Source organism: Mesorhizobium sp. M1A.F.Ca.ET.072.01.1.1, assembly GCF_004023325.1.
Lineage (GTDB): Bacteria > Pseudomonadota > Alphaproteobacteria > Rhizobiales > Rhizobiaceae > Mesorhizobium.
Genome location: NZ_RZSF01000060.1, coordinates 1 through 20,494, shown reverse-complemented (window position 1 = coordinate 20,494; position 20,494 = coordinate 1). Strand labels below are relative to the sequence as shown.

General features: G+C 64.4%; 24 protein-coding genes. 4 read left to right on the top strand and 20 right to left on the bottom strand.

The annotated features are described in order from the left end of the window. Positions 1-155: 155 nt before the first annotated feature. From EOA32_RS11630 to tesB, 4 genes are all read right to left on the bottom strand, one after another. Entirely contained in the window at positions 156-431 is a 276-nt protein-coding gene (locus tag EOA32_RS11630) for a hypothetical protein (protein ID WP_128371820.1), read from the bottom strand. Between the two features lie 294 nt (positions 432-725). Beyond that, on the bottom strand, positions 726-1,907 hold the full coding sequence (locus EOA32_RS11625) for an ammonium transporter (protein ID WP_245322420.1): 1,182 nt from the start codon (positions 1,905-1,907) through the stop codon (positions 726-728). 196 nt (positions 1,908-2,103) lie between these two features. After that, positions 2,104-2,442, bottom strand: a complete 339-nt coding sequence (locus EOA32_RS11620) for a P-II family nitrogen regulator (RefSeq protein WP_095779921.1) — start codon at positions 2,440-2,442, stop codon at positions 2,104-2,106. Between the two features lie 248 nt (positions 2,443-2,690). Continuing rightward, entirely contained in the window at positions 2,691-3,554 is an 864-nt protein-coding gene (gene tesB / locus EOA32_RS11615) for an acyl-CoA thioesterase II (RefSeq protein ID WP_066998363.1), read from the bottom strand. A 107-nt stretch (positions 3,555-3,661) separates the two neighbouring features. Between tesB and EOA32_RS11610 the strand changes: the two genes are divergently transcribed. After that, the gene (locus EOA32_RS11610; protein ID WP_128371819.1) at positions 3,662-4,924 is read left to right on the top strand and encodes a ubiquinone biosynthesis hydroxylase; all 1,263 of its coding nucleotides are present in this window, start codon (positions 3,662-3,664) and stop codon (positions 4,922-4,924) included. Between the two features lie 272 nt (positions 4,925-5,196). Here EOA32_RS11610 and EOA32_RS11605 read toward each other — a convergent pair whose 3' ends face one another. From EOA32_RS11605 to EOA32_RS11595, 3 genes are all read right to left on the bottom strand, one after another. Then, complete coding sequence (locus EOA32_RS11605; protein WP_067322954.1) at positions 5,197-5,727, bottom strand: hypothetical protein; 531 nt, start codon at positions 5,725-5,727, stop codon at positions 5,197-5,199. A gap of 98 nt (positions 5,728-5,825) precedes the next feature. Further along, positions 5,826-6,182: a YciI family protein gene (locus tag EOA32_RS11600; RefSeq protein ID WP_128371818.1), complete on the bottom strand. Its 357-nt coding sequence runs from the start codon at positions 6,180-6,182 to the stop codon at positions 5,826-5,828. A gap of 2 nt (positions 6,183-6,184) precedes the next feature. Further along, a complete protein-coding gene (locus EOA32_RS11595) occupies positions 6,185-6,403 on the bottom strand; it encodes a hypothetical protein (RefSeq protein ID WP_128371817.1) in 219 nt (72 codons plus the stop codon). Between the two features lie 213 nt (positions 6,404-6,616). On the opposite strand from EOA32_RS11595, the gene EOA32_RS11590 reads away from it, so the two are divergent. Beyond that, positions 6,617-7,042: an OsmC family protein gene (locus EOA32_RS11590; RefSeq protein WP_128371816.1), complete on the top strand. Its 426-nt coding sequence runs from the start codon at positions 6,617-6,619 to the stop codon at positions 7,040-7,042. Between the two features lie 219 nt (positions 7,043-7,261). On the opposite strand, the gene EOA32_RS11585 is transcribed toward EOA32_RS11590, so the two are convergent. The 7 genes from EOA32_RS11585 to EOA32_RS11550 all read right to left on the bottom strand — a co-directional run bounded on the left by EOA32_RS11585 (position 7,262) and on the right by EOA32_RS11550 (position 12,745). Continuing rightward, positions 7,262-7,882: a DUF480 domain-containing protein gene (locus EOA32_RS11585; protein ID WP_128371815.1), complete on the bottom strand. Its 621-nt coding sequence runs from the start codon at positions 7,880-7,882 to the stop codon at positions 7,262-7,264. A 295-nt stretch (positions 7,883-8,177) separates the two neighbouring features. Next, positions 8,178-8,957 (bottom strand): succinate dehydrogenase iron-sulfur subunit, encoded by a 780-nt coding sequence (locus EOA32_RS11575; protein ID WP_066991866.1) that lies wholly within the window; start codon positions 8,955-8,957, stop codon positions 8,178-8,180. Beyond that, positions 8,957-9,391 (bottom strand): DUF3052 family protein, encoded by a 435-nt coding sequence (locus EOA32_RS11570; protein ID WP_128371814.1) that lies wholly within the window; start codon positions 9,389-9,391, stop codon positions 8,957-8,959. The genes EOA32_RS11575 and EOA32_RS11570 overlap by 1 nt, the downstream gene beginning before the upstream one ends. 1 nt (position 9,392) lies before the next feature. After that, positions 9,393-11,228 (bottom strand): succinate dehydrogenase flavoprotein subunit, encoded by a 1,836-nt coding sequence (sdhA, locus tag EOA32_RS11565; RefSeq protein ID WP_128371813.1) that lies wholly within the window; start codon positions 11,226-11,228, stop codon positions 9,393-9,395. A 4-nt stretch (positions 11,229-11,232) separates the two neighbouring features. Continuing rightward, positions 11,233-11,628 (bottom strand): succinate dehydrogenase, hydrophobic membrane anchor protein, encoded by a 396-nt coding sequence (gene sdhD, locus EOA32_RS11560; RefSeq protein WP_066991857.1) that lies wholly within the window; start codon positions 11,626-11,628, stop codon positions 11,233-11,235. Beyond that, entirely contained in the window at positions 11,628-12,050 is a 423-nt protein-coding gene (gene sdhC / locus EOA32_RS11555) for a succinate dehydrogenase, cytochrome b556 subunit (RefSeq protein WP_095782703.1), read from the bottom strand. Before sdhC ends, sdhD begins: the two co-directional genes overlap by 1 nt. A 284-nt stretch (positions 12,051-12,334) precedes the next feature. Next, positions 12,335-12,745: a hypothetical protein gene (locus EOA32_RS11550; protein WP_348632197.1), complete on the bottom strand. Its 411-nt coding sequence runs from the start codon at positions 12,743-12,745 to the stop codon at positions 12,335-12,337. 247 nt (positions 12,746-12,992) lie between these two features. Between EOA32_RS11550 and EOA32_RS11545 the strand changes: the two genes are divergently transcribed. Next, positions 12,993-13,346 (top strand): hypothetical protein, encoded by a 354-nt coding sequence (locus tag EOA32_RS11545; RefSeq protein WP_095825185.1) that lies wholly within the window; start codon positions 12,993-12,995, stop codon positions 13,344-13,346. Here the strand turns inward: EOA32_RS11545 and EOA32_RS11540 are convergent. Beyond that, positions 13,330-14,532 (bottom strand): GGDEF domain-containing protein, encoded by a 1,203-nt coding sequence (locus EOA32_RS11540; protein ID WP_128371812.1) that lies wholly within the window; start codon positions 14,530-14,532, stop codon positions 13,330-13,332. The two genes, EOA32_RS11545 and EOA32_RS11540, sit on opposite strands and share 17 nt — an antisense overlap. Positions 14,533-14,646: 114 nt before the next feature. Continuing rightward, positions 14,647-15,840 carry a GGDEF domain-containing protein gene (locus tag EOA32_RS11535; protein ID WP_095782706.1) on the bottom strand — a complete coding sequence of 398 codons (1,194 nt, stop codon included), beginning with the start codon at positions 15,838-15,840 and terminating at the stop codon, positions 14,647-14,649. 126 nt (positions 15,841-15,966) lie between these two features. Here EOA32_RS11535 and EOA32_RS11530 point away from each other — a divergent pair, with 126 nt between their 5' ends. Further along, on the top strand, positions 15,967-16,281 hold the full coding sequence (locus EOA32_RS11530) for a hypothetical protein (protein ID WP_066991843.1): 315 nt from the start codon (positions 15,967-15,969) through the stop codon (positions 16,279-16,281). Positions 16,282-16,342: 61 nt separating this feature from the next. Here the strand turns inward: EOA32_RS11530 and leuC are convergent, their stop codons facing one another. From leuC to EOA32_RS11505, 4 genes are all read right to left on the bottom strand, one after another. Then, positions 16,343-17,752 (bottom strand): 3-isopropylmalate dehydratase large subunit, encoded by a 1,410-nt coding sequence (leuC, locus tag EOA32_RS11525; protein ID WP_066991840.1) that lies wholly within the window; start codon positions 17,750-17,752, stop codon positions 16,343-16,345. 280 nt (positions 17,753-18,032) lie between these two features. Continuing rightward, the gene (locus EOA32_RS11515; RefSeq protein ID WP_128371811.1) at positions 18,033-18,668 is read right to left on the bottom strand and encodes a class I SAM-dependent methyltransferase; all 636 of its coding nucleotides are present in this window, start codon (positions 18,666-18,668) and stop codon (positions 18,033-18,035) included. Positions 18,669-18,725: 57 nt separating this feature from the next. Beyond that, the gene (locus EOA32_RS11510; protein WP_128371810.1) at positions 18,726-19,538 is read right to left on the bottom strand and encodes an amino acid ABC transporter permease; all 813 of its coding nucleotides are present in this window, start codon (positions 19,536-19,538) and stop codon (positions 18,726-18,728) included. 257 nt (positions 19,539-19,795) lie between these two features. Continuing rightward, positions 19,796-20,494 (bottom strand): transporter substrate-binding domain-containing protein (locus tag EOA32_RS11505; protein WP_128371809.1); only part of this gene is annotated, 699 nt, incomplete at its 5' end.

Below are 20,494 nucleotides of genomic sequence, written 5' to 3'. Positions count from 1 at the left end.
CGTCTCCCAGACTATCGGCGGGAAGGTTAAGGCCGCATTAACCATGGCCTTTTACCGAGATGCTCCCCGGAAGGGAGATGGCGGGCCCATGAAGCTCGCCATCTCATTGGCAAAGATGAAACGATCAGGCCCGTAAGGACCCGACCTGCCGCAAATCACTTATGGCCGGCGTACTGCATCAGGTTGGCACAGAATTCGGCATGCGGCTTGCTCATCGCCGCGTCTTGGCACTCCTTCATCATCGCGTCCTGCTTGTCCTTTGCCGTCGTCGCCCAGGCGGCCTTGAAATCGGCCTCGGACTTCATGGTCTTCATGCTGGAATCGGTGAAGAACGGAGCCATATTGTCAGGCGAGTCGAGCGCGCCGGCAAGTGCAACACCGCTGACCATCGACAGAGCCATTGCTCCCAGGAAGCTATTCTTGCAGTTCATTGGTCGATTCCTTCCCTGATATTTGGCGACACCACGATGGCGGTCGCAATCCCAGTACGGAACCGGAAGGGCGGACGTTTCACACATTCGCGATCAAGTGAATGTGATCGAAACGCTCAATGCTCATATCCGAGAAAAAGGAGGCCCGGAAAATCTTCCGGGCCTCAAGGCGTGAGCCCCTTTCGAGAGCATCACGACGGGATCTTGGGAGCAAATCGGGAAAGCCGCGCCGCGGCTTCCCTTGATATCCGGACCGGCGGGAGGAGTATCCGCCGGTCCTTGGCCGGGTCGGCCTTACGGCACGACTTCGCCGTGCTGGGTGACGTCGAGACCCTCGACCTCTTCCTGGGTGCTCGGACGCAGGCCGACCAGCGCCTTTACGATGTAGAGGATGACCAAGGTGGCGACCGCCGTCCATACGATGGTGACAGCGACGCCGTATGCCTGCTTGGCGAGCGAGGCGCCCGACGACAGGCTGTTGATCGCCGGATCGGCGAGCACACCGGTCAGCAGTGCGCCGACGATGCCGCCGACGCCGTGGACGCCGAAGGCGTCGAGCGAGTCGTCATAGCCCATGGCGTGCTTGAGCTTGACCGCCGACAGGTAGCAGACGACGCCGGCGATGATGCCGACGAAGAAGGCGCCGGTCGGGTTGACGAAGCCGGAAGCCGGCGTCACCGCGACAAGGCCCGCGACAGCACCCGAGATGATGCCGAGCACCGAAGGCTTCTTGGCGACGATCCATTCGGCGAACATCCAGGCCAGCGCCGCCGCGGCTGTGGCGACCTGCGTGTTCAACATCGCAGCGCCGGCGAGGCCGTCGGCCGCCAGTTCCGAACCGGCGTTGAAGCCGAACCAGCCGACCCACAGCAGCGAGGCGCCGATCACCGAATAGACCAGGTTGTGCGGCGCCATGTTGGTGGTGCCATAGCCCTCGCGCTTGCCGAGAACGAGCGCGCAGACCAGGCCCGCGACACCGGCATTGATATGGACGACGGTGCCGCCAGCGAAATCGAGCACACCGGCGGTGGCGAGGAAGCCGCCGCCCCATACCCAGTGCGCGACCGGCGCGTAGACGACCAGCAGCCACAGCGCCATGAAGATGAGCAGCGCCGAGAACTTCAAGCGTTCGGCGAAGGCGCCGGCGATCAGCGCCGGGGTGATGATGGCGAAGGTCATCTGGAACATCGAAAAGACGAATTCAGGGATGTTCGCCACACCGGGCGCCCACAGCGAGGAAGTGGTGATGCCGTGGTGGAAGAATTTCGAGGCACCGCCGATAAACTTGTTCATGCCGCCGCCGTCGGAGAAGGCCAGCGAGTAGCCGAACATGAACCACAGCACCGTCACCAGGCAGGTGATGGCGAAGCTCTGCATGATGGTGGCGAGCACGTTCTTCTTGCGCACCATGCCGCCGTAAAACAGCGCCAGGCCCGGGATGGTCATCATCAGCACCAGCGCCGTCGAGGTCAGCATCCAGGCGGTGTTGCCGGTGTCGAGCGCGGGCGCCGGGGCGGCCGGCGCTGCGGCCGTGGCTGCCGGAGCGGCCTCCTGCGCGAAGGCGGCGGCGGTGCTGAACGCTACGAGAGCGAGCGCAGCGGCCGCGCGTCCCGTCGTCTTCAAGGGGGAAGGAATATTCATTGAACTCTCCGTTGGAATAGCTGGTCGCCGCTCAGAGCGCGTCGGTGTCTGTTTCGCCGGTGCGGATGCGCACCGCCTGGTCGATGCCGAAGACGAAGATCTTGCCGTCGCCGATCTGGCCGGTCTTGGCGGCGGAGCCGATGGCTTCGACGGCCTTGTCGACCATGTCGGCGCCGACGGCGACCTCGATCTTGATTTTGGGCAGGAAGCTGACCGCGTATTCGGCGCCGCGATAGATTTCCGTATGTCCCTTCTGACGCCCGTAGCCTTTGACTTCGGTGACGGTCAGGCCCTGGATGCCGACGGCGGTGAGCGCTTCGCGCACCTCGTCGAGCTTGAACGGCTTGATGATTGCCATCACGATTTTCATAAGGTTTCACCCTTTGCTGTTGCGGTCCCCCGCGTTTGCACACCTTCACCGATCCCGAGGAGAGCCGGAGAGTGCAGGACAGGAATCAAGCTCCGTGCCAATTGCCGAAGCAGGGCATTAACCTGTTGTAAACAAAGGAGATCAGCAGCGCTTGCTCAACAAACGGGCGCAGCGCCTTAATGGCTCATGATTAAAAAATGAGCAAAATTTCGAAAATGCCTGCTTTTTAGCCATGCCTCGAAGCCGGCTCAGCGTTTCAGCCGGATGAGGCCTTCCTGCGCGACCGAGGCGATCAGCGTTCCGTCGCGCGCGAACAGCGATCCGCGGGTGAAACCGCGCGAGCCTTGCGTGGAGGGGCTGTCCTGCGTGTAGAGGATCCAGTCGTCCAGCGAATGACTGCGGTGGAACCACATGGCATGGTCGAGGCTGGCCGCCTGGATGTCGCGATCGAAGATGGCGCGGCCATGCGCGAAGGTCGAGGTGTCGAGCAGCGTCATGTCGGAGAGATAGGCAAGCACCGCCGCCTGCGTGGCGCGGTCTTCCGGCACCGGGCCCGTGGTGCGGATCCAGATATTCTGCTCCGGCTCCAGCTTTTCGCGGCTGGTATAGTGCTTGAGCATTACCGGCTTCATCTCGATCGGCCGGTCGCGCTCCCAGTAGCGCTTGATGCCTTCCGGCACCGCCTCGCCGAACTTGCCGAGCAGCTCGCGCTGCGACAGAAGCGTGTCGGGCGCCGGCACGTTGCGTGGCATCGGCAGCTGATGCTCCAGCCCGACCTCGTCCTGCTGGAACGAGGCTTCCAGCGAGAAGATCGCCTGCCCATGCTGGATCGCCACCACCCGGCGCGTGGTGAAAGAGCCGCCGTCGCGGATGCGGTCGACCTCATAGACGATCGGAACCTTGGTGTCGCCGGGCCGCATGAAATAGCCGTGCAGCGAATGCACATGGCGCCCGGGCTCGACAGTGCGCTGGGCGGCGACCAGCGCCTGAGCGATCGTCTGGCCGCCGAACACGCGCTGCCAGTCGAGCTTGGGGCTGCGACCACGATACAGGTTGTGTTCGAGCTGCTCGAGGTCGAGAATGTCGAGAAGCTCGTCCATGGCCGCCGTCATGTTCCACGTCCCTTGAAGATGTGTCATGGCGGGTTTCGGACAGGAGAGCCGGGCAGTCAAGCTGCAACGGCCGCCGCGGTGGCCGGAGGCCGCGAAAGGAAAGTGCCATGGTCGACCGCAAGGCGGATGCAGCGGACAAAACCTCGGTGGACGTGCTGGTGGCGGGCGCCGGCTATGTCGGCCTTGCCGCGGCCGTGTCGCTGAAGCAGGCGCGACCGAGCCTTGCCGTCGCCATTGTCGATGCGGCACCTGCCGGCGTCTGGCAGAAGGACGGCCGCGCCTCGGCGATCGCCGCCGCGGCCTGCCGCATGCTGGAGCAGCTCGGCGTCTGGGACGAGATCGCGCCCGAGGCGCAGGCGATCACCGAGATGATCATCACCGATTCGCGCGCCGCCGATCCGGTGCGCCCGGTGTTTTTGACCTTCGACGGCGAGGTGGCGCCCGGCGAACCCTTCGCCCATATGGTGGCCAACCGGGTCCTCAACGGCGCGCTGCGCCGGCGCGCCGAAAAACTCGGCATCGACGTCATCGAAGGCATGGCCGTCAGCGCCTTCGACACGAACGGCGCCGGCATCACCGTGCATCTGGCCGACGGTGCCGCGCTTAAGGCCTGCCTGCTCGTCGCCGCTGACGGCGTCAATTCGAAGCTGCGCGACATGGCCGGCATCAGGACGGTAAAATGGGAATACGGCCAGTCCGGCATCGTCTGCACGGTCGCGCATGAGCGCCCGCACAATGGCCGCGCCGAGGAACATTTTTTGCCCGCCGGCCCCTTCGCCACCTTGCCGCTGAAGCCTGACGAGGACGGCACCAATCGCTCCTCGATCGTCTGGGTGGAGCGCACGGAAGACGCGCAGAAGCTGGTCGAGGGCGACGAGTTCGTCTTCGAGCATGAGCTGGAGCAGCGCTTTGGGCTGAAGCTCGGCGAGATCCGCGTCGCCGACAAGCCGCGCGCCTGGCCGCTCGGCCTGATCCTTGCGCGCGCCTTCGTCGCACCGCGCATCGCGCTCGCCGGCGATGCGGCTCACGGCATCCATCCGATCGCCGGTCAGGGCCTCAATCTCGGCTTCAAGGATGTCGCAGCACTTGCCGAAGTGGTGGTCGAGGCCGACCGGCTCGGCCAGGACATCGGCGCGCTCGACGTGCTCGAGCGCTACCAGCAATGGCGCCGCTTCGACACGCTGCAGATGGGCGTCACCACCGACGTGCTGAACCGCCTGTTTTCCAACGACATCGGCCCGCTGCGCGCCGTGCGCGACATCGGCCTCGGCCTCGTCGAGCGCATGCCGAAGCTCAAGGACTTCTTCATCCGCCAGGCATCTGGCCTGTCAGGCGACATGCCGCGGCTATTGAAGGGCGAAGCGATCTAGCGCCTAGCAATTGGCCGGTGCCTACGCGACGTCGTCATCCACGGGCGGAGCGGGAGCGAAGCGGACGCGAAGACCCGAGGATCCATGCCGTGACCTTGGTCGAAGAATGCCGCCGAGCAGAATTCTGCACCGCTGCAACGCTTATAAGGTAACGGAATGGATTCTATGGTCTGCGCCGCGTCGCTTCGCTCCTTGCTCCGCCATAGAATGAGGATGCGAGAAGCGTTTCGGCCAATCACGAAGGTAGGCGATCCGGCCGCCACTGCTTCAGCTTAATTGACCTCAAAACCCAGCTTCTGCCGCAGCCTCACCATCCGCTGGTCGGCGATGCGCAGGCGTTGCTCGCCGCCCTGTGCCACCCGGTTCAGCATGCTGAGCAGATCATCCCGTTCGTGCGGCTCGAGGCGCTCGCGTAGGAACGGCGCCAGCTTGTCGATGACGATCGTGGTGTCGTCGACCTGCGCGGCCGCCCATTTGGCGTAGACGACGGCCTCGTCGGTTTTCTTAGGGTTGTCGGCAATCTGCGCGATCACCTCACGGATGACGGCTTCGCGCTGCGGCAGGATCGGGCCATGTTCCGAAACGATCGCGGTGATCAGCGTCGCGGCGGCCACGACCGGATCGTCGATCGCCGTCAGCGGCGAAAGTGCCGCCTGTTTGCGCAGCTTCTTGCGGCGGATATTGCCCTGCACGCGGCCGATAACGTCGGCGACCTCGCTGGCCGCCTCGTTCATCGCCTTCAGCCGGTACCACCAGATGGCCGCCACGCCGAGCAGGCCAAGCATCGCGAGCAGAAAAGGCATGCCGAATTCCCCCGAAACCGCGGCAACGATAGAAGAAGTACAGCATCGCTTCAACTCGCGACAATTGCGGCGATGAACAAACCGCTAATAGCTCCGGGTCATGACCCCGGTATGTCGTAGACAGCCCTGACCTCGACGGTGCCGAGCTCGACCAGAGGAATACCGTCTGCGATCGCCATCGCCTCGTCGAGATCCGCGGCCTCTACCATAACGAAGCCGAGCAGCTGTTCTTTCGTCTCGGCGAACGGCCCGTCGGTAACCAGCCGCTTGCCCTTGCGACGCCTGAGCGACTTCGACATCTTGACCGGCTGCAGCGCCTGCGCGATGATCAGCTTACCTTGTCGATCGAGTTCCCTGTCATAGGCGAGCGAATCGGCGTCTAGCTTGGCGGATCGTTCCGGCGTGAGCGCGAAGAGGTCCTTTTCCTCGCCGTAGACCAGCAGGACATATTTCATTGTCAGTTCCCTTCCTGCGATGAACCATAGGAGGCGACCGCGATGCTGTCAGCCTTGCTTCTGGCCGCCGCATGATCGAGCAGGCATGCCGCAATCCCGATTATGGCCACGGCCGCCGCCAGCCGGCCGAGGCCGAAGGCCGAGGGATCCAGCCAGAACTCTTCCGGTCGCTGCACCCTTCGGCCGGGGCGCCTCCAAAGTGCGAAAAACAGATTTTCCATCTTCAGCCTCCTTCGGCCCCGAACTTCGTGGCCGCCCCCAGGACGGTCCGGCCGCCGGGAAGTCGACATTCTGCACGCGTTTTTTTCGAGAATTTTTTCGCGCGCGTCGACTTCGCGGGCACAATCGCGCCATGGTTTTCCGGCGCGCTCGCGCTATAGTTCAGCGAACGCCGGCGCCCGCCGGCGCGAACCCCGACAAGCCAGGAGGACTTCATGGACCGCACCGCAAACGCCGTCTGGAAAGGCAATCTTAAAGAGGGCAGAGGCACGCTGGAGACGCAGAGCGGGACTCTGAAAGGCATACCCTATTCCTTCAAGGCGCGCTTCGAGGATGAGAGCGGCAAATCCGGCACCAATCCGGAAGAGCTGATCGCCGCCGCCCATGCCGGATGCTACGCCATGCAGCTGTCGCATTTCCTCGCCGAGAACGGCACCCCGGCCATCGCGCTCGACTCCAAGGCTGTTGTGACACTGGTGCCCGGCACCGGCATAACCGGCAGCGCCATCACCCTGGTCGGCAAGGTCCCGGGCATCGATGCGGCAAAGTTCCAGGAACTGGCCGAGAAGGCCAAGGCCGAGTGCCCGGTCTCAAAGGCGCTCGGCGCCATCAAGGTCTCGCTCGACGCCAGGCTGGGCTGACTTAGACTGCGCGGGGCAGCGATCCGTCGCGCCCCTCTCTGCTCTGCCGGGCATCTCCCCCACGAGGGCCCACGAGGGGGGAGATCGGATATCGCGCCGGCTTTCGCCAATCGCCGACGCCGCAGGAACGAGCGAGGCGCTGGAACTGCCAATCTCCCCCCTTTGTGGGGGAGATGTCCGGCAGGACAGAGGGGGGCGCTGTCCCGCCATCATCTCACGCTAGCCGCCCAGCGCCTCGATCTTCGCCCGCAACGAAGCAACCTCTTCCTCCAGAGCCCGCACCCGCGCTTCGAGATCGGACTCCGACGCCGCCGATTGCCAAGGCGCCGCCGCCGTGATTTCCACCGGCCCGCTCAAAAGATGCACGTAGCGCTCCTCGCGCTGGCCCGGTGCGCGCTCGAGCAGTTGCACCAGCGGCGGACGGCGGCCGATCATCAGGTCGAGATTGTCGCGAAGCTCTTCGATCGACCCGAAGCGCGCCATGCGCTCAGAACGGGCGAGCAGCTCATGCGCCGTCTGCGCGCCGCGCAGGAGCAGCAGACCGACGATCGCGATCTGCGGCGTGGTCAGCGAAAAGCGCTGCGCCATCAGATGTTCGTAGCGCTCGACCCGCGAAGCAAAAGCCTGGCGCACCAGACCCTTCTGTTCGAGCGAGCTGAGCGCGCGCCTAACGTCGGTCAGTTCCAGCGCCATCACCGGCTCGCGCGCCGTCTTCTGGTTGGCGGCGGCATGCGCACCGTTGAGCGTCAGCGGATAGACATCCGGCGTCAGCTCCTTCTTCTCGATCAGTGAGCCGAGCACGCGGGCTTCGACGGAAGAGAGGACGGAAAGATCGGTCATTGGGTTTGGCTTTTCGATAAGGTCGGTTCTCCGGGTACCGATTTTGACAGAAATCGGATCGCCGCGACAAGGCAGAACCTTCGGAACGTCGGCGGGACAGCGCCCCCCTCTGTCCTGCCGGACATCTCCCCCACTTGGGGGGAGATCAGCAGCTTCGCCGACGGCGCTCATCCTTCAACGTTGGCGATTGGCGAAAGCCGCGATGACAGCCAATCTCCCCACCCGTGGGGGAGATGGCCGGCAGGCCAGAGGGGGGCGCGAAGAATCGCTGCGTACGAACTTGAGCCGCTAAACTTTAGACGCGCCGCTCAACCATCATCTTCTTGATCTCCGCGATCGCCTTCGCCGGATTGAGCCCCTTCGGACAGGTTTGCGCGCAGTTCATGATGGTGTGACAGCGATAGAGGCGGAACGGATCCTCGAGATTGTCGAGCCGCTCGCCGGTCGCCTCATCGCGGGAATCGATCAGCCAGCGATAGGCCTGCAGCAGCGTTGCCGGGCCGAGATAGCGCTCGCCGTTCCACCAGTAGCTCGGGCACGAGGTCGAGCAGCAGGCGCACAGGATGCACTCATAGAGCCCATCGAGCTTCTCGCGGTCTTCATGGCTTTGCAGCCATTCCTTGGCGGGCGTCGGCGAGACCGTCTTCAGCCAGGGCTCGATCGAGGCATGCTGGGCATAGAAGTTGGTAAGGTCGGGCACGAGGTCCTTGATCACTGGCATATGCGGCAGCGGATAGATCTTCACCGCGCCGGAAATGTCTTCGGCGCCCTTGGTGCAGGCGAGCGTGTTCGAGCCGTCGATGTTCATGGCGCAGGACCCGCAAATGCCTTCGCGGCAGGAGCGGCGCAGCGTCAGCGTCGGGTCGATCTTGTTCTTGATCCACAGCAGCGCGTCGAGCACCATCGGGCCGCAATCGTCCATGTCGACGAAATAAGTGTCCATGCGCGGATTCTCGTCGTCGTCCGGCGACCAGCGGTAGATGCGGTATTCGCGCAGATTGGTGGCGCCCTCCGGCTTCGGCCAGGTCTTGCCCTGCTGGACTTTCGAATTCTTGGGAAGCGTGAGTTCGACCATTACCTGCGGTCCTTTCGGATGACGAGCTTCAGCCCGGACCAGATTTCGTTGAGGGCCGCGACCTTGACGTCGACAAGGTCGCGCTTGAGCGCCTCGGCGCGGATGACGTCCTCGGTGACGTCGGTCGGCACGTTCGGAGCCTTCTTCGGCCAAGAGACCCAGACCATGCCGTCGCGCTTGATCGCCATCTCGATGCCGGCCAGGCCGTCCTCGATCTCGGCGCGCTGCCGGGTGAACGCGTGCACCGCATCGTATTTTCGGTTGCCCGAGATCGCCGACCAGTTGGGCAGCCGATCGACCCCGGCAAACGCGACGGCCCCAGCCAACTCGTCGAGCTCCGGCGGCAGCGCGATGAAGGCGGCGACCATGCCGTCCTTCAGGCCGAGCTTGGCCGGAAGGGGCGTGCCGGAATATCCCGCGGCCGCCAATGCCATGTCAGTAGACCCTGGCCTTTGGCGCGATCTTGGCCAGGCTGATGCCGCCATCCTTTTCCGCCAGCAGCGGGTCGGTGTGCACCGGGCGGTAGGAAAGCGTCACCTTGCCGTCCTCGCCGACGTGGGCCAGCGTGTGCTTGCGCCAGTTGGCGTCGTCGCGCGCCGAGAAATCCTCTCGCGCGTGCGCGCCGCGGCTCTCCTTGCGCGCCTCGGCGCCGTAGACCGTGGCGATGGCATTGACCATCAGGTTTTCGAGCTCCAGCGTCTCGACCAGGTCCGAGTTCCAGATCATCGAGCGGTCGAAGACCTTGACGTCCTTGAGCTCGCTCCAGATTTGAGAAACGCGCTGGCAGCCATTTTCCAGCGATTCCTGCGTGCGGAACACCGCCGCGTCTTCCTGCATCGCCCGCTGCATCTTTTCGCGCAGCGCCGCGGTCGGGGTCGAGCCGCTAGCGTGGCGCAGCTTGTCGAAGCGGTCCATGATCTTGTCGACCGATTCCTGATTGGGCGACGCAATCGCCGACTTGCGATCGATCACCTGGCCGGCGCGGATTGCGGCCGCGCGGCCGAACACGACGAGATCGATCAGCGAGTTGGAGCCGAGCCGGTTGGCGCCATGCACGGAGGCGCAGCCGGCCTCGCCCACCGCCATCAGGCCGGGCGACACGCGGTCGGGGTTGTCGAAGCTCGGGTTGAGCGCCTCGCCCCAATAATTGGTCGGCACGCCGCCCATATTGTAGTGGACCGTCGGCAGCACCGGGATCGGCTCCTTGGTCAGGTCGACGCCGGCGAAGATCTTGGCCGATTCGGAGATGCCCGGCAGCCGCTCGTGCAGCACCGCCGGATCGAGATGGTCGAGATGCAGGAAGATGTGGTCCTTGTTCTTGCCGACGCCGCGGCCCTCGCGGATCTCCAGCGTCATGCAGCGCGAGACCACGTCGCGCGAGGCGAGGTCCTTGGCCGACGGCGCGTAGCGCTCCATGAAGCGCTCACCCTCGGAATTGACGAGATAACCGCCCTCGCCGCGCGCGCCTTCGGTGATCAGGCAGCCGGCGCCATAGATGCCGGTCGGATGGAACTGCACGAACTCCATGTCCTGCAGTGGCAGCCCGGCCCGCGCGGCCATGCCGCCGCCGTCGCCGGTGCAGGTATGCGCCGAGGTGGCGGAGAAATAGGCGCGGCCATAGCCGCCGGTGGCCAGCACCACCATCTTTGCCGAGAAGCGGTGGATGGTGCCGTCGTCGAGATTCCACGCCACCACGCCGGTGCATGTGCCGTCCGGCTCCATGATCAGGTCGAGCGCGAAATACTCGATGAAGAACTGCGCGTTGTTCTTCAGCGACTGGCCGTAGAGCGTATGCAGGATGGCGTGGCCGGTGCGGTCGGCGGCGGCGCAGGTGCGCTGCACCGGCGGGCCGTCGCCATAATTCATCATGTGGCCGCCGAACGGACGCTGATAGATCTTGCCCTCTTCGGTACGCGAGAATGGCACGCCGTAATGCTCGAGCTCGTAGACGGCGGCCGGCGCCTCGCGCACCATGTATTCCATGGCGTCGACGTCGCCCAGCCAGTCCGAGCCCTTGACCGTGTCGTACATGTGCCACTGCCAGGAATCCGGGCCCATGTTGGAGAGCGAGGCGGCGATGCCGCCTTGCGCCGCGACCGTGTGCGAGCGCGTCGGGAATACTTTGGTGATGCAGGCGGTGCGCAGCCCCTGCTCGGCCATGCCGAGCGTGGCGCGCAACCCGGCGCCGCCGGCGCCGACGATCACCACATCGAATTTGTGATCGACAAAGGTGTAGGCCGAAGCCGTGCTGGCTGTGTTTGCGCTGGCCAAGACGTCAGCCTCCGAATGCGAGTTTGAGCAGAGCGAAGAGCGAGGCGACGCCGACTGCAATTGAGAAGAATGTGTTGAGGGCGATCAGCGCCAGCTTCATGCCCTCGCCATGCACATAGTCCTCGATGATGACCTGCATGCCGATCCGCATGTGGTAGAGCGCGGAAATCAGCACCAACGACAGCACCAGCGCCACGAAGGGGTTCGCGAGCGACGCCCGCACTTCCGCATAGCCGTGGCCGTTGAGGGCGATCAGGAAGCCGACGAAGAACAGGATGAGCGGGATATTGGCCACCGCCGTCAACCGCTGGCGCCAGAAATGGCCGGTACCCTCACGCGCCGAACCAAGGCCGCGAACCTTCCCGAGCGGCGTGCGCATGTCCGAATTCTTTGCGGTCATCAGAGTGCCCCCCGCGCCATGTAGCCCGCGATCCAGATCAAAAGCGTCAGCACGATCGAGCCGGCGAGCGTTGCCCATGCGATCCTCGAGGCGGTGTGTTTTTCGAGCCCGGCGCCGGTGTCCCAGACGAGATGGCGCAACCCACCCAGCATGTGGTGCATCAGCGCCCAGGTGTAGCCGAACAGGATCAGCCGGCCGAGCCACGAGCCGAAGGCCCAGTTGATCCAGTCGAACGCAGCCTGCGAACTCGACGCAGCGATCAGCCAGGCCGCCACTAGGAGCGTGCCGAAATAGAGCGCGCCGCCGGTGATGCGATGGATGATCGACATCGTCATCGTGATCGGGGGCCTGTAGATCGTCAGGTGCGGCGAAAGCGGCCGTTCACGTCTGGCAATTGCGCGGGTGGCTGGTGATTTGCTCATGGCTCCCCCAGATCGGCGTTCCTGAGCCGCGAAGGATGCGGCTTTTGCCGCACAACATAGGGCCTCGGATAGCGGGTTTCTAATGCGCTTTTTGCACCGCGTCAAAGCCGGAAAATCGTTTTGGAAACGTCATTTAGTCTGACAAAACGGGGAAATTCAGCTTCAATCGATTAGCGGCCGATCTGCAACCGGCACAACGTCGCTGCAGTGCAATAAGATCCGTCATCTTTTGCAGCTCTGCGGCGTCGACCCCTTCTTCATCACCAGCGCCTCGCGACCGTCGATCACGATTGCGTCATGCGTCGCCGCTTCCTGGTAGCGGCTGGTCTGGTTGCGGGCGACGCTGGAAACACCTCGGCCGAGCCATCCGGCCCGAGCACACGCAGCGAAGAGCCGAGATTTTGGATGGTGATCATGCCGCCATTGCCGCATCTGTAGGTGGCCGTTCCGACGCCGGCTCGCGGCGTGGTCAAGTCGGTGGTGATTTTGGTTGCGGGTGGCGAAGTTGTTGCCAATGCCTTGGGCGTTGCGGCAGCTCCAGCCCCGGGAGCGACGGGTTGGCTGGTTGGAACGGGCGAGACTGTTGGGGATAAAGTATTCGCCGCCTTCGGCACGCCGTCCTGCGGCACGCAGGCCGTAGCCGCAAGAAGCAGCGGAACAACGAGCGACACCCAAATCGCACGGCCAAACGTCATGTGCTGCCCCTTTCGTGCGCGGCACGCTAGCCACGCAATGCGCCAAGATCAAGCTCGCCTGGGTCAGACCGGGCCGGGGCGGGGCGATGGACGGAGTGGGGCCAAGGCGCCGAAATTAACCATGTTCATTAAGTTCCCCTCCTGAAGCCTGTCTGCCCCTTAACAAAGGTTAAGAAAGAGTTAATTTCCGATTCGCACGACGTTTGCAGGGCGATCCCGAGGGTCGCACCGTCCAAGGGAGAGCGACATGCGTTCGAATTCAGTGCGGGCAGGCCTGGCGGTCGCGACGCTGGCTGCACTTGCCACCGCCATTGCTGTGCCGGCCGAAGCCGGCCTGCGCCATCACGACCGCGTCTATGCCGATTCCTTCGGCAATCTCGTCATCGACAGCGCCGCCGGCTACAAGCGCATCATCGTCGGCGAGGGCAGGCACGCCAAGCAGCTCTCGAACTTCACCGGCGCCGGCCAGCCCGACGTCATCTACGATTCCGACGCTGCCGGTGCCCCGGGCTGCTACCAGCCGCCGGTCTTCATCAAGGGCCGTTCCTATATGTACGGCCTCTCCGACGGCGAGATGCCCAACCTCAGCCCCTGCCGCTGACCGCCGCCGGGAATTGCCGGCGCGCGGTCCCGAGCGAGACGCGCACGCAGTCGCGGCCGGCATTCTTGGCTGCGTAGAGCGCTTCATCGGCGCGCCGCAGCAGATCTGAAAAATCCTCAGCCACGGCAAGCTCGGCGACGCCGAAGCTCGCGCTGCAGCGATGCTCGGCGGGCAGGCCCTCGATCGGCAGCCCGCCAAACGCGCTGCGCGCGCCTTCCGCGAACAATCGCGCGGCAGTGAGGTTGGTACCGGGCAGGATGATGGCGAATTCCTCGCCGCCGATGCGGCCGGCGACGTGATGCTCGGCCGCCGCCTCGCGCAGCAAGCCTGCGAACGTCTCGATGACACGATCGCCGCAGGCATGGCCGTAGCTGTCGTTGATCCTCTTGAAGTGGTCGAGGTCGGCGATGACCAGCGCCACCGGTACGCCCCGGCGCACCGCATCCCGCAACGCCAGCTCGGCATGGCGTTCGAAACCGCCGCGGTTGAGGAGCCGCGACAGCGTGTCCGTCTCCGATTTCGACATCGCCGCGGCCAGCACGTCGCGCACCAGGATGGCGAGCGCGAGCAGCGCCAGCGCCAGACCGAACACGGTGCCAAGCGACTGCGACACCAGCGCATAACCCGTCTGCACATAGGATTGCGGATTGGCGCCCCAGCCGCCCAGCGCGCCGGCGATGAAAGGCTTTGATGCGAACTGCAGGGCGCTTGCCGCGAGCACGAGCATCAGGAGGTGATCGAGCCGCTCGAGCCGCTGCCTGGAGGACAGCACGATGCCAAGCGCGGTGCACTGCATGGCCGCATAAGGAAGCTGATAGGCCAACATGCGGGTGAGCGAGTATCGCGGCAGGTCCTGCACCAGATAGACGGCGGCCGAGGCCACGGCCAGGAAGACCAGCATCGGCGCCCAGGGCGGCGTCACGCCATATTTGTGGGCAACCCCGCCGTTGAAGGCGATGGTCGCGCCGAGGAAGACAGCGAAGGCCATGACAACCGGCAGCCGGGCATCGGCAAAAGCGGGGATACTGAACTCGATGGCGAAATAGGCCATGCCGAGCAAATAGCCGAAAGCCAGCCAGCGCGCCGACACACGCCCGACGTCGTGGACGGCGATCGCCACGAAGGCCGCGGCCAACAGCCCGGCGACGAGCAGATTGATCATCAGGATGAAATCAGCGCTGCCCATGTTCCCTTCGAAGCCCCCCGGGCAGAAAACCATCGACGGGCGAAAAACACGTTAACGCCGCATGCCTTCGGGCGGGGATGCTGGCTGTTGTCAGGTGCTCTGGAGCCTCCGATTTCAGCCGACGCTCACCGCTTCGGGCACGAAGGCGGTTTCGGGGCGCTCGTAGGAAAGGCGGACGCTGTCACGGCCATTCCTCTTGGCCTTGTAGAGCGCCTCGTCGGCGCGCCGCATCAGCGGCGCCAGACCTTCCGCGCCGCTGCGGGCCGCAACGCCGAAGCTCGCTGTCACCCTGGTGCCGGGCGGCAGGCCGTCGACGGCTCCGGCCGAATAGAAAGTGCGGATCGCTTCGGCGAAAAGGCGCGCCGCGGCGAGATCACTGAGCGGCAGAAGCACGGCGAACTCCTCGCCGCCGATGCGCCCCGCTGCGCCGCGCGCACCGGTGGCAAAGCGCAGCTTGGCAGCGAAATCGGCAATCACTCGGTCGCCCGCCTCATGTCCGTGCTGGTCATTGAGCGCCTTGAAGTGATCGAGGTCGGCAAGCACCAGCGCGACGGGAAACCCGGCCTTGGCGCATTGATCGAGCAGAAGTGCTGCCCGTTCCTGGAAGCCGCGGCGGTTGAGAAGGCCGGACAACGGGTCGGTGTGCGTCTCGGCCTTCAGTGCCTTCAGCACGTCGAGGGCGGCCGCCGTGAACAGGCAGAGCGCGATCAGAAGCGACAAAAGCGCGTGCGAGAGCAGCGCCGTCGTCCAGTAGGACGAGCCGTAGAAGCCGTCATAGCTTGGGAACGGTCCATGCGCGATGACGACGATCAGGGTACGGGCGGTGAAGTTCAGCGCGGAAAGCAGGGCCAGCGCGACCAGGATTTTCTCAGGGCCATTGTTGCGCACTGTCCTGAGCTCGACGGCGACGAGCAGGCTCAGGCCGCCGAAGCCGAAATTCATGCTGAGCACGCGCCAGGTAAGATCCGGCTGGACGAACATGAACCATGCGAAGGCGGCGAGCCCGCCGCCGGCCATGACACCGATGCCGAAATAGGGCACGCGCCGGCCGTAGCGCGCGATGATCGCGCCGGAAAGGCAGCAGGCGGCTATCGTGAAACATATGTTGGAGATCAGCTTGGTCGCCACGATGCCGAGCGGCAACGTGAAATATTGCAGCAGGAAACCCGACGCCGACAGGCAGTAGCTCGCCGCCAGCACCGCCAGATACGGACGATGGCGCTGATAAAACCACAGCACGAGGAACGCAGCGCCGAGCGCCAGCGCTATCGTCGGATTGAGCAGCGCTATGAGCAGACCGGTGTCCAACGGACCGTGACTTCCCCAAGTTACCCAAGGGGAAATGCTAGTCGGGAAGCACAAACAAGCGGTTAAGCGACGGCACGGAACAGCTCCGGGAGACCGGCGTTCTCAACACAAAACAGGAGAACGCCGATGGCCGGTACAATCACCCTGACCGAGCACGATGCGATCCGTTCCTGGGCGGCGGCGCGCGCCGGATTTCCGGCCATTGTCGACATTTCGCCCGAGGCCGGCACGCAACCCATGCTGCGCCTGGTTTTTGGCCAGAACGCCTATGAGGACGACGACCGCCCGGAGCGGCCTCCCAACGCCGGCGGCTACGAGCTGGTCGAATGGGACGAGTGGTTCAAGATTTTCGACGAGCAGCAACTGGCGCTGATCGTCGCTGCCGACGAGCCTGGCCGACGTGAGGAGTTCCACGAGATTATCCGGCTCGGCGACCGCTGAGCGACCAAAAGGCCCGGAACGCGGTGCGCTCCGGGCCTTTGATCGCCTCCGCGGCAGGCCGTTACTTCCAGTCGCGGATATCGACGAAATGGCCGGCGATTGCCGCCGCCGCCGCCATGGCCGGCGAGACAAGATGGGTGCGGCCCTTAAAACCCTGCCTGCCCTCGAAATTGCGGTTCGAGGTCGAGGCGCAGCGCTCATGCGGCTTCAGCCGGTCGTCGTTCATCGCCAGGCACATCGAGCAGCCGGGCTCGCGCCAGTCGAAGCCCGCGGCGACGAAGATCTTGTCGAGCCCTTCGGCTTCGGCTTGCTCCTTCACCAGGCCGGAGCCCGGCACGATCATGGCGTTCACGCGCGGATTGACCTTCTTGCCCTCGACAACCTTGGCGGCGGCGCGCAGGTCCTCGATGCGGCCATTGGTGCAGGACCCGATGAAGACGCGGTCGAGCGTGATGTCGGTGATCTTGGTTCCGGGCGTCAGCCCCATATAGTCGAGCGCGCGCAGCTTCGAGGAACGCTTGTTCTCGTCGGCGATGTCGGCCGGATTCGGCACGAAACCCTGCACCGAGACGACATCCTCGGGCGAGGAGCCCCAGGAGACGATCGGCGGCAGTTTTTGCGCATCGAGCACGACCACCTTGTCGAAATGCGCACCTTCGTCGGAATGCAGCGTCTTCCAGTAGGCAAGCGCGGCGTCCCAGGCGGCGCCCTTCGGCGCGCGCGGCTTGTCCTTCACATAGGCGAAGGTGGTCTCGTCCGGCGCGATCAAGCCGGCGCGCGCACCGCCTTCGATCGACATGTTGCAGATCGTCATGCGGCCTTCCATCGACAGCGAGCGGATCGCCTCGCCCGCATATTCGATGACGTAGCCGGTGCCGCCGGCGGTGCCGATCTCGCCGATGATGGCGAGGATGATGTCCTTGGCGGTGACGCCTTCCGGAAGCTGGCCGTCAACGCGCACCAGCATGTTCTTGGCCTTGCGCTGGATCAAGGTTTGCGTCGCCAGCACATGCTCGACTTCCGAAGTGCCGATGCCGTGCGCCAGCGCGCCGAACGCACCGTGCGTGGAGGTGTGGCTGTCGCCGCAGACGATGGTCATGCCGGGCAGCGTGAAGCCTTGCTCCGGCCCGATGATGTGGACGATGCCCTGGCGGACGTCGTTCTCCGAATAATATTCGATGCCGAAATCCTTGGCATTCTTGGCCAGCGCCTCGACCTGGATACGGCTTTCCTCGTTCTTGATGCCGAACTTGCGCTCGGGCGAGGTCGGCACGTTGTGGTCGACCACGGCGAGCGTCTTCTCAGGATGGCGAACGTCTCGGCCACTCATGCGCAGGCCTTCGAAGGCCTGCGGGCTGGTGACCTCGTGGACGAGGTGGCGGTCGATATAGAGCAGGCAGGTGCCGTCGTCCTGGCGGTCGACGACATGGTCGTCGAAGATCTTGTCGTAGAGGGTGCGCGGTGCGCTCATGTGCGTAAATCCGTCGATATGAGAATGGCAAAAGGTGGCGCCGGGGCTTCCGACCGGCGAAGCGGCTGGATCAGTCGCCTCAGCTAAGTCGGCTGGTGAGCGCGCCGCAGACGCGCGCGGCAAATCGCGACGGCAGGCGCTTCCTGTCCTGCAGCACGAAACCCTTATAGGCCGGATCGCCGAAAAGCTCTTCCATGGCGCTGCTCATATCAACGTTTTGGCTTTTCGGCAATTGCGGTAGCTTTGCCTTCTCCCCTTGTGGGAGAAGGGGAAGCCGCGCTCACAGCACCTCGAATACGAAAGTCTTCACCAGCGCGTCCGGGTCGCCGATCGCATAGCAGCGAAACCACGGACTTTCCTCGGCCAGCCGCCATTTCCTTGCCTGCCTGAGTGCGTCGAACACCGCCTGGAAGCCGCCGCTCTCAAAAACCTGGTCGCGCACGGTGAAGATGGCGTGGCCGCCGCTCTTCGTGATGCGCACCAGCTCATGCAGGCCCTCGGCCGGCGCGTGGCCGATGGTGAAGACGCCGGTCGAGAAGAAGGCGCGGAAATGACTGTCGGGCCAGGGCAGCGGACCGCCGAGCATCGCCTTCTTCAGCTCGCCATAGGCATTGCGGCTGCCTGCGATCTTCAGCATGTCGTCTGAAAGGTCGAGACCGGCGATGTCGCCATAGCCCAGCGCTTTCAATGACGGCCCGGACAGGCCGGTGCCGCAGCCGGCGTCGAGCAGCGGGCCTTCGCCCGCCGGCACATGCCGCGCCACCCAGGCGGTGATGAGGAAGGGCAGCAGATAACCGAGCGAGGCGGTCTCGCCGTCATAGGTCGCCGCCCATTCGGCATAGGCCTTGGCGAGCGCCTCCGGCGTCTCGGCTGAATAGACGGAGTCCAGCGCCGCATTGGCCTTGTCGAAATTCATGGGTCAGCTCCCGGGCGTTACCAACCCAGGAAGCGTAGCGCGCTCTTGGCCCGGGGGCTATTGCTCATGCTGCCGTCGCAGCCGTTTCTCGAGCGCCCGGAGCGCCAGCGACAGGCCGACCGTCAAGATCAGATAGATATAGGCGACGATCGAATAGGTCTCGAAGAAGCGGAACGAGCCGGCGGCATAGACCTTGCCGATCTGGGTGATGTCGGCAACGCCCAGCACCGAGACCAGCGAGGAGTCCTTGACCATGGCAACGAAATCGTTGCCGAGCGGCGGCAGGATGGTGCGGATCGCCTGCGGAAAGACAATAAGCCGGAAGCGCTGCACGCGCGTCAACCCGAGCGCTTTTGCCGCCTCGATCTGACCCTTCTCGACCGACAGGATGCCGGCCCGGAACACTTCCGAGATGAAGGCCGAATAGCCGATGGTCAGAGCCATGATGGCGCGCCACAGAAGCGAGACATCCCGCACCAGGAGCTCGCCGATCCAGCCGGCGCTCTGCAGCGGCGCCGTCAGCGCGTTCCACGCCGCGACGAATGCCGGCGCCCCGGCAAAAGCGATCCAGAACAGCAGCACCAGGATCGGCACGCCGCGGATGATCTCGACATAGAAGCGCGCGATCTGGCGCAGCCATTGCGACCCCGACAAAGCCATCAGCGCGATGCCGAGTCCAAGCGCCGAGGCCAGCGCGAAGCCGACCACGGTGACGAAGACGGTGATGGCGATGCCCTTTGCGACGGTGGCGAAGACCTCGGCGTAAAGGTCGCTGGCGGCGATGGCCAGCGCCGCGGCGAGCGCCAGAACGGCCGCTGCGGCCAGCCACCAGGGGAATTCGGATTTGGCGGTGGACGTCGTGGCGGTCATCAGGATGTGCCGCCGGTGTAACGACCCAGAAAGGATGGCGCCCAGGTACCCCGCTCTGGCCTGCAGGCCATCTCCCCCTCAAGGCGGGAGATCAGATGGTCGATCGGCTTTCGCAAACCATCGATGCAGAATGTGCGGAGGCGCTGAAACTGCCAATCTCCCACCCTGAGGGGGAGATGCCCGGCAGGGCAGAGGGGGGTGCTCATGCGCCAAGTCAGCGCGATTTCCTGCACAGGCACTGCCGTCAACAACGTGGGCTACTGCCCCATCTTGTAGTCGAGGAACCACTTCTTGTTCAGCGCATCGAGCGTGCCATCGGCCTTGAGCGCGGCGATCGCGGCGTTGACCGGCTTCACCAGGTCGGAGCCCTTGGGGAAGATGAAGCCGAAATCCTCGCTGCCGAGCGGCCCGCCGATCAGCTTCAGCTTGCCTTCGGAGGCATCGACATAGCCCTTGCCGGCGGTGCCGTCGGTCAGCACCACGTCGACATCGCCGGACTTCAGCGCCTGCACGCTGGCGCCGAAGGTCTCGAACAATTTTATGCGCGGGTTCTGCTCATTGCCGTCGAGCACGCTGTAGACGGCGGTGTAGAAGGGCGTCGTGCCGGCTTGCGCGCCGATCAGCCCGTCCTTGAAGGCGGCAAAGCTCTTGGCGTCGGTGAAGCGGCTCTCGTCGCCGCGCACCAGCATGAACTGTTCCGATCGCATGTAAGGGTCCGAGAAGTCGACCTTCGCCTTGCGCTCGTCCTTGATGGTGATGCCTGTCATGCCGATATTGTACTGGTTGTCGGAAACGGCCTGGATCATCGCGTCCCAGGAGGTGTTCTGGTACTCGACCTTGAAATTCAGCCGCTTGGCGATCTCATCCATCGCGTCATATTCCCAGCCGATCTGCTTGCCGGTCTTCTTGTCGATGAACTGCAGCGGCGGGTAAGCGTTTTCGGTCACCACCACGAC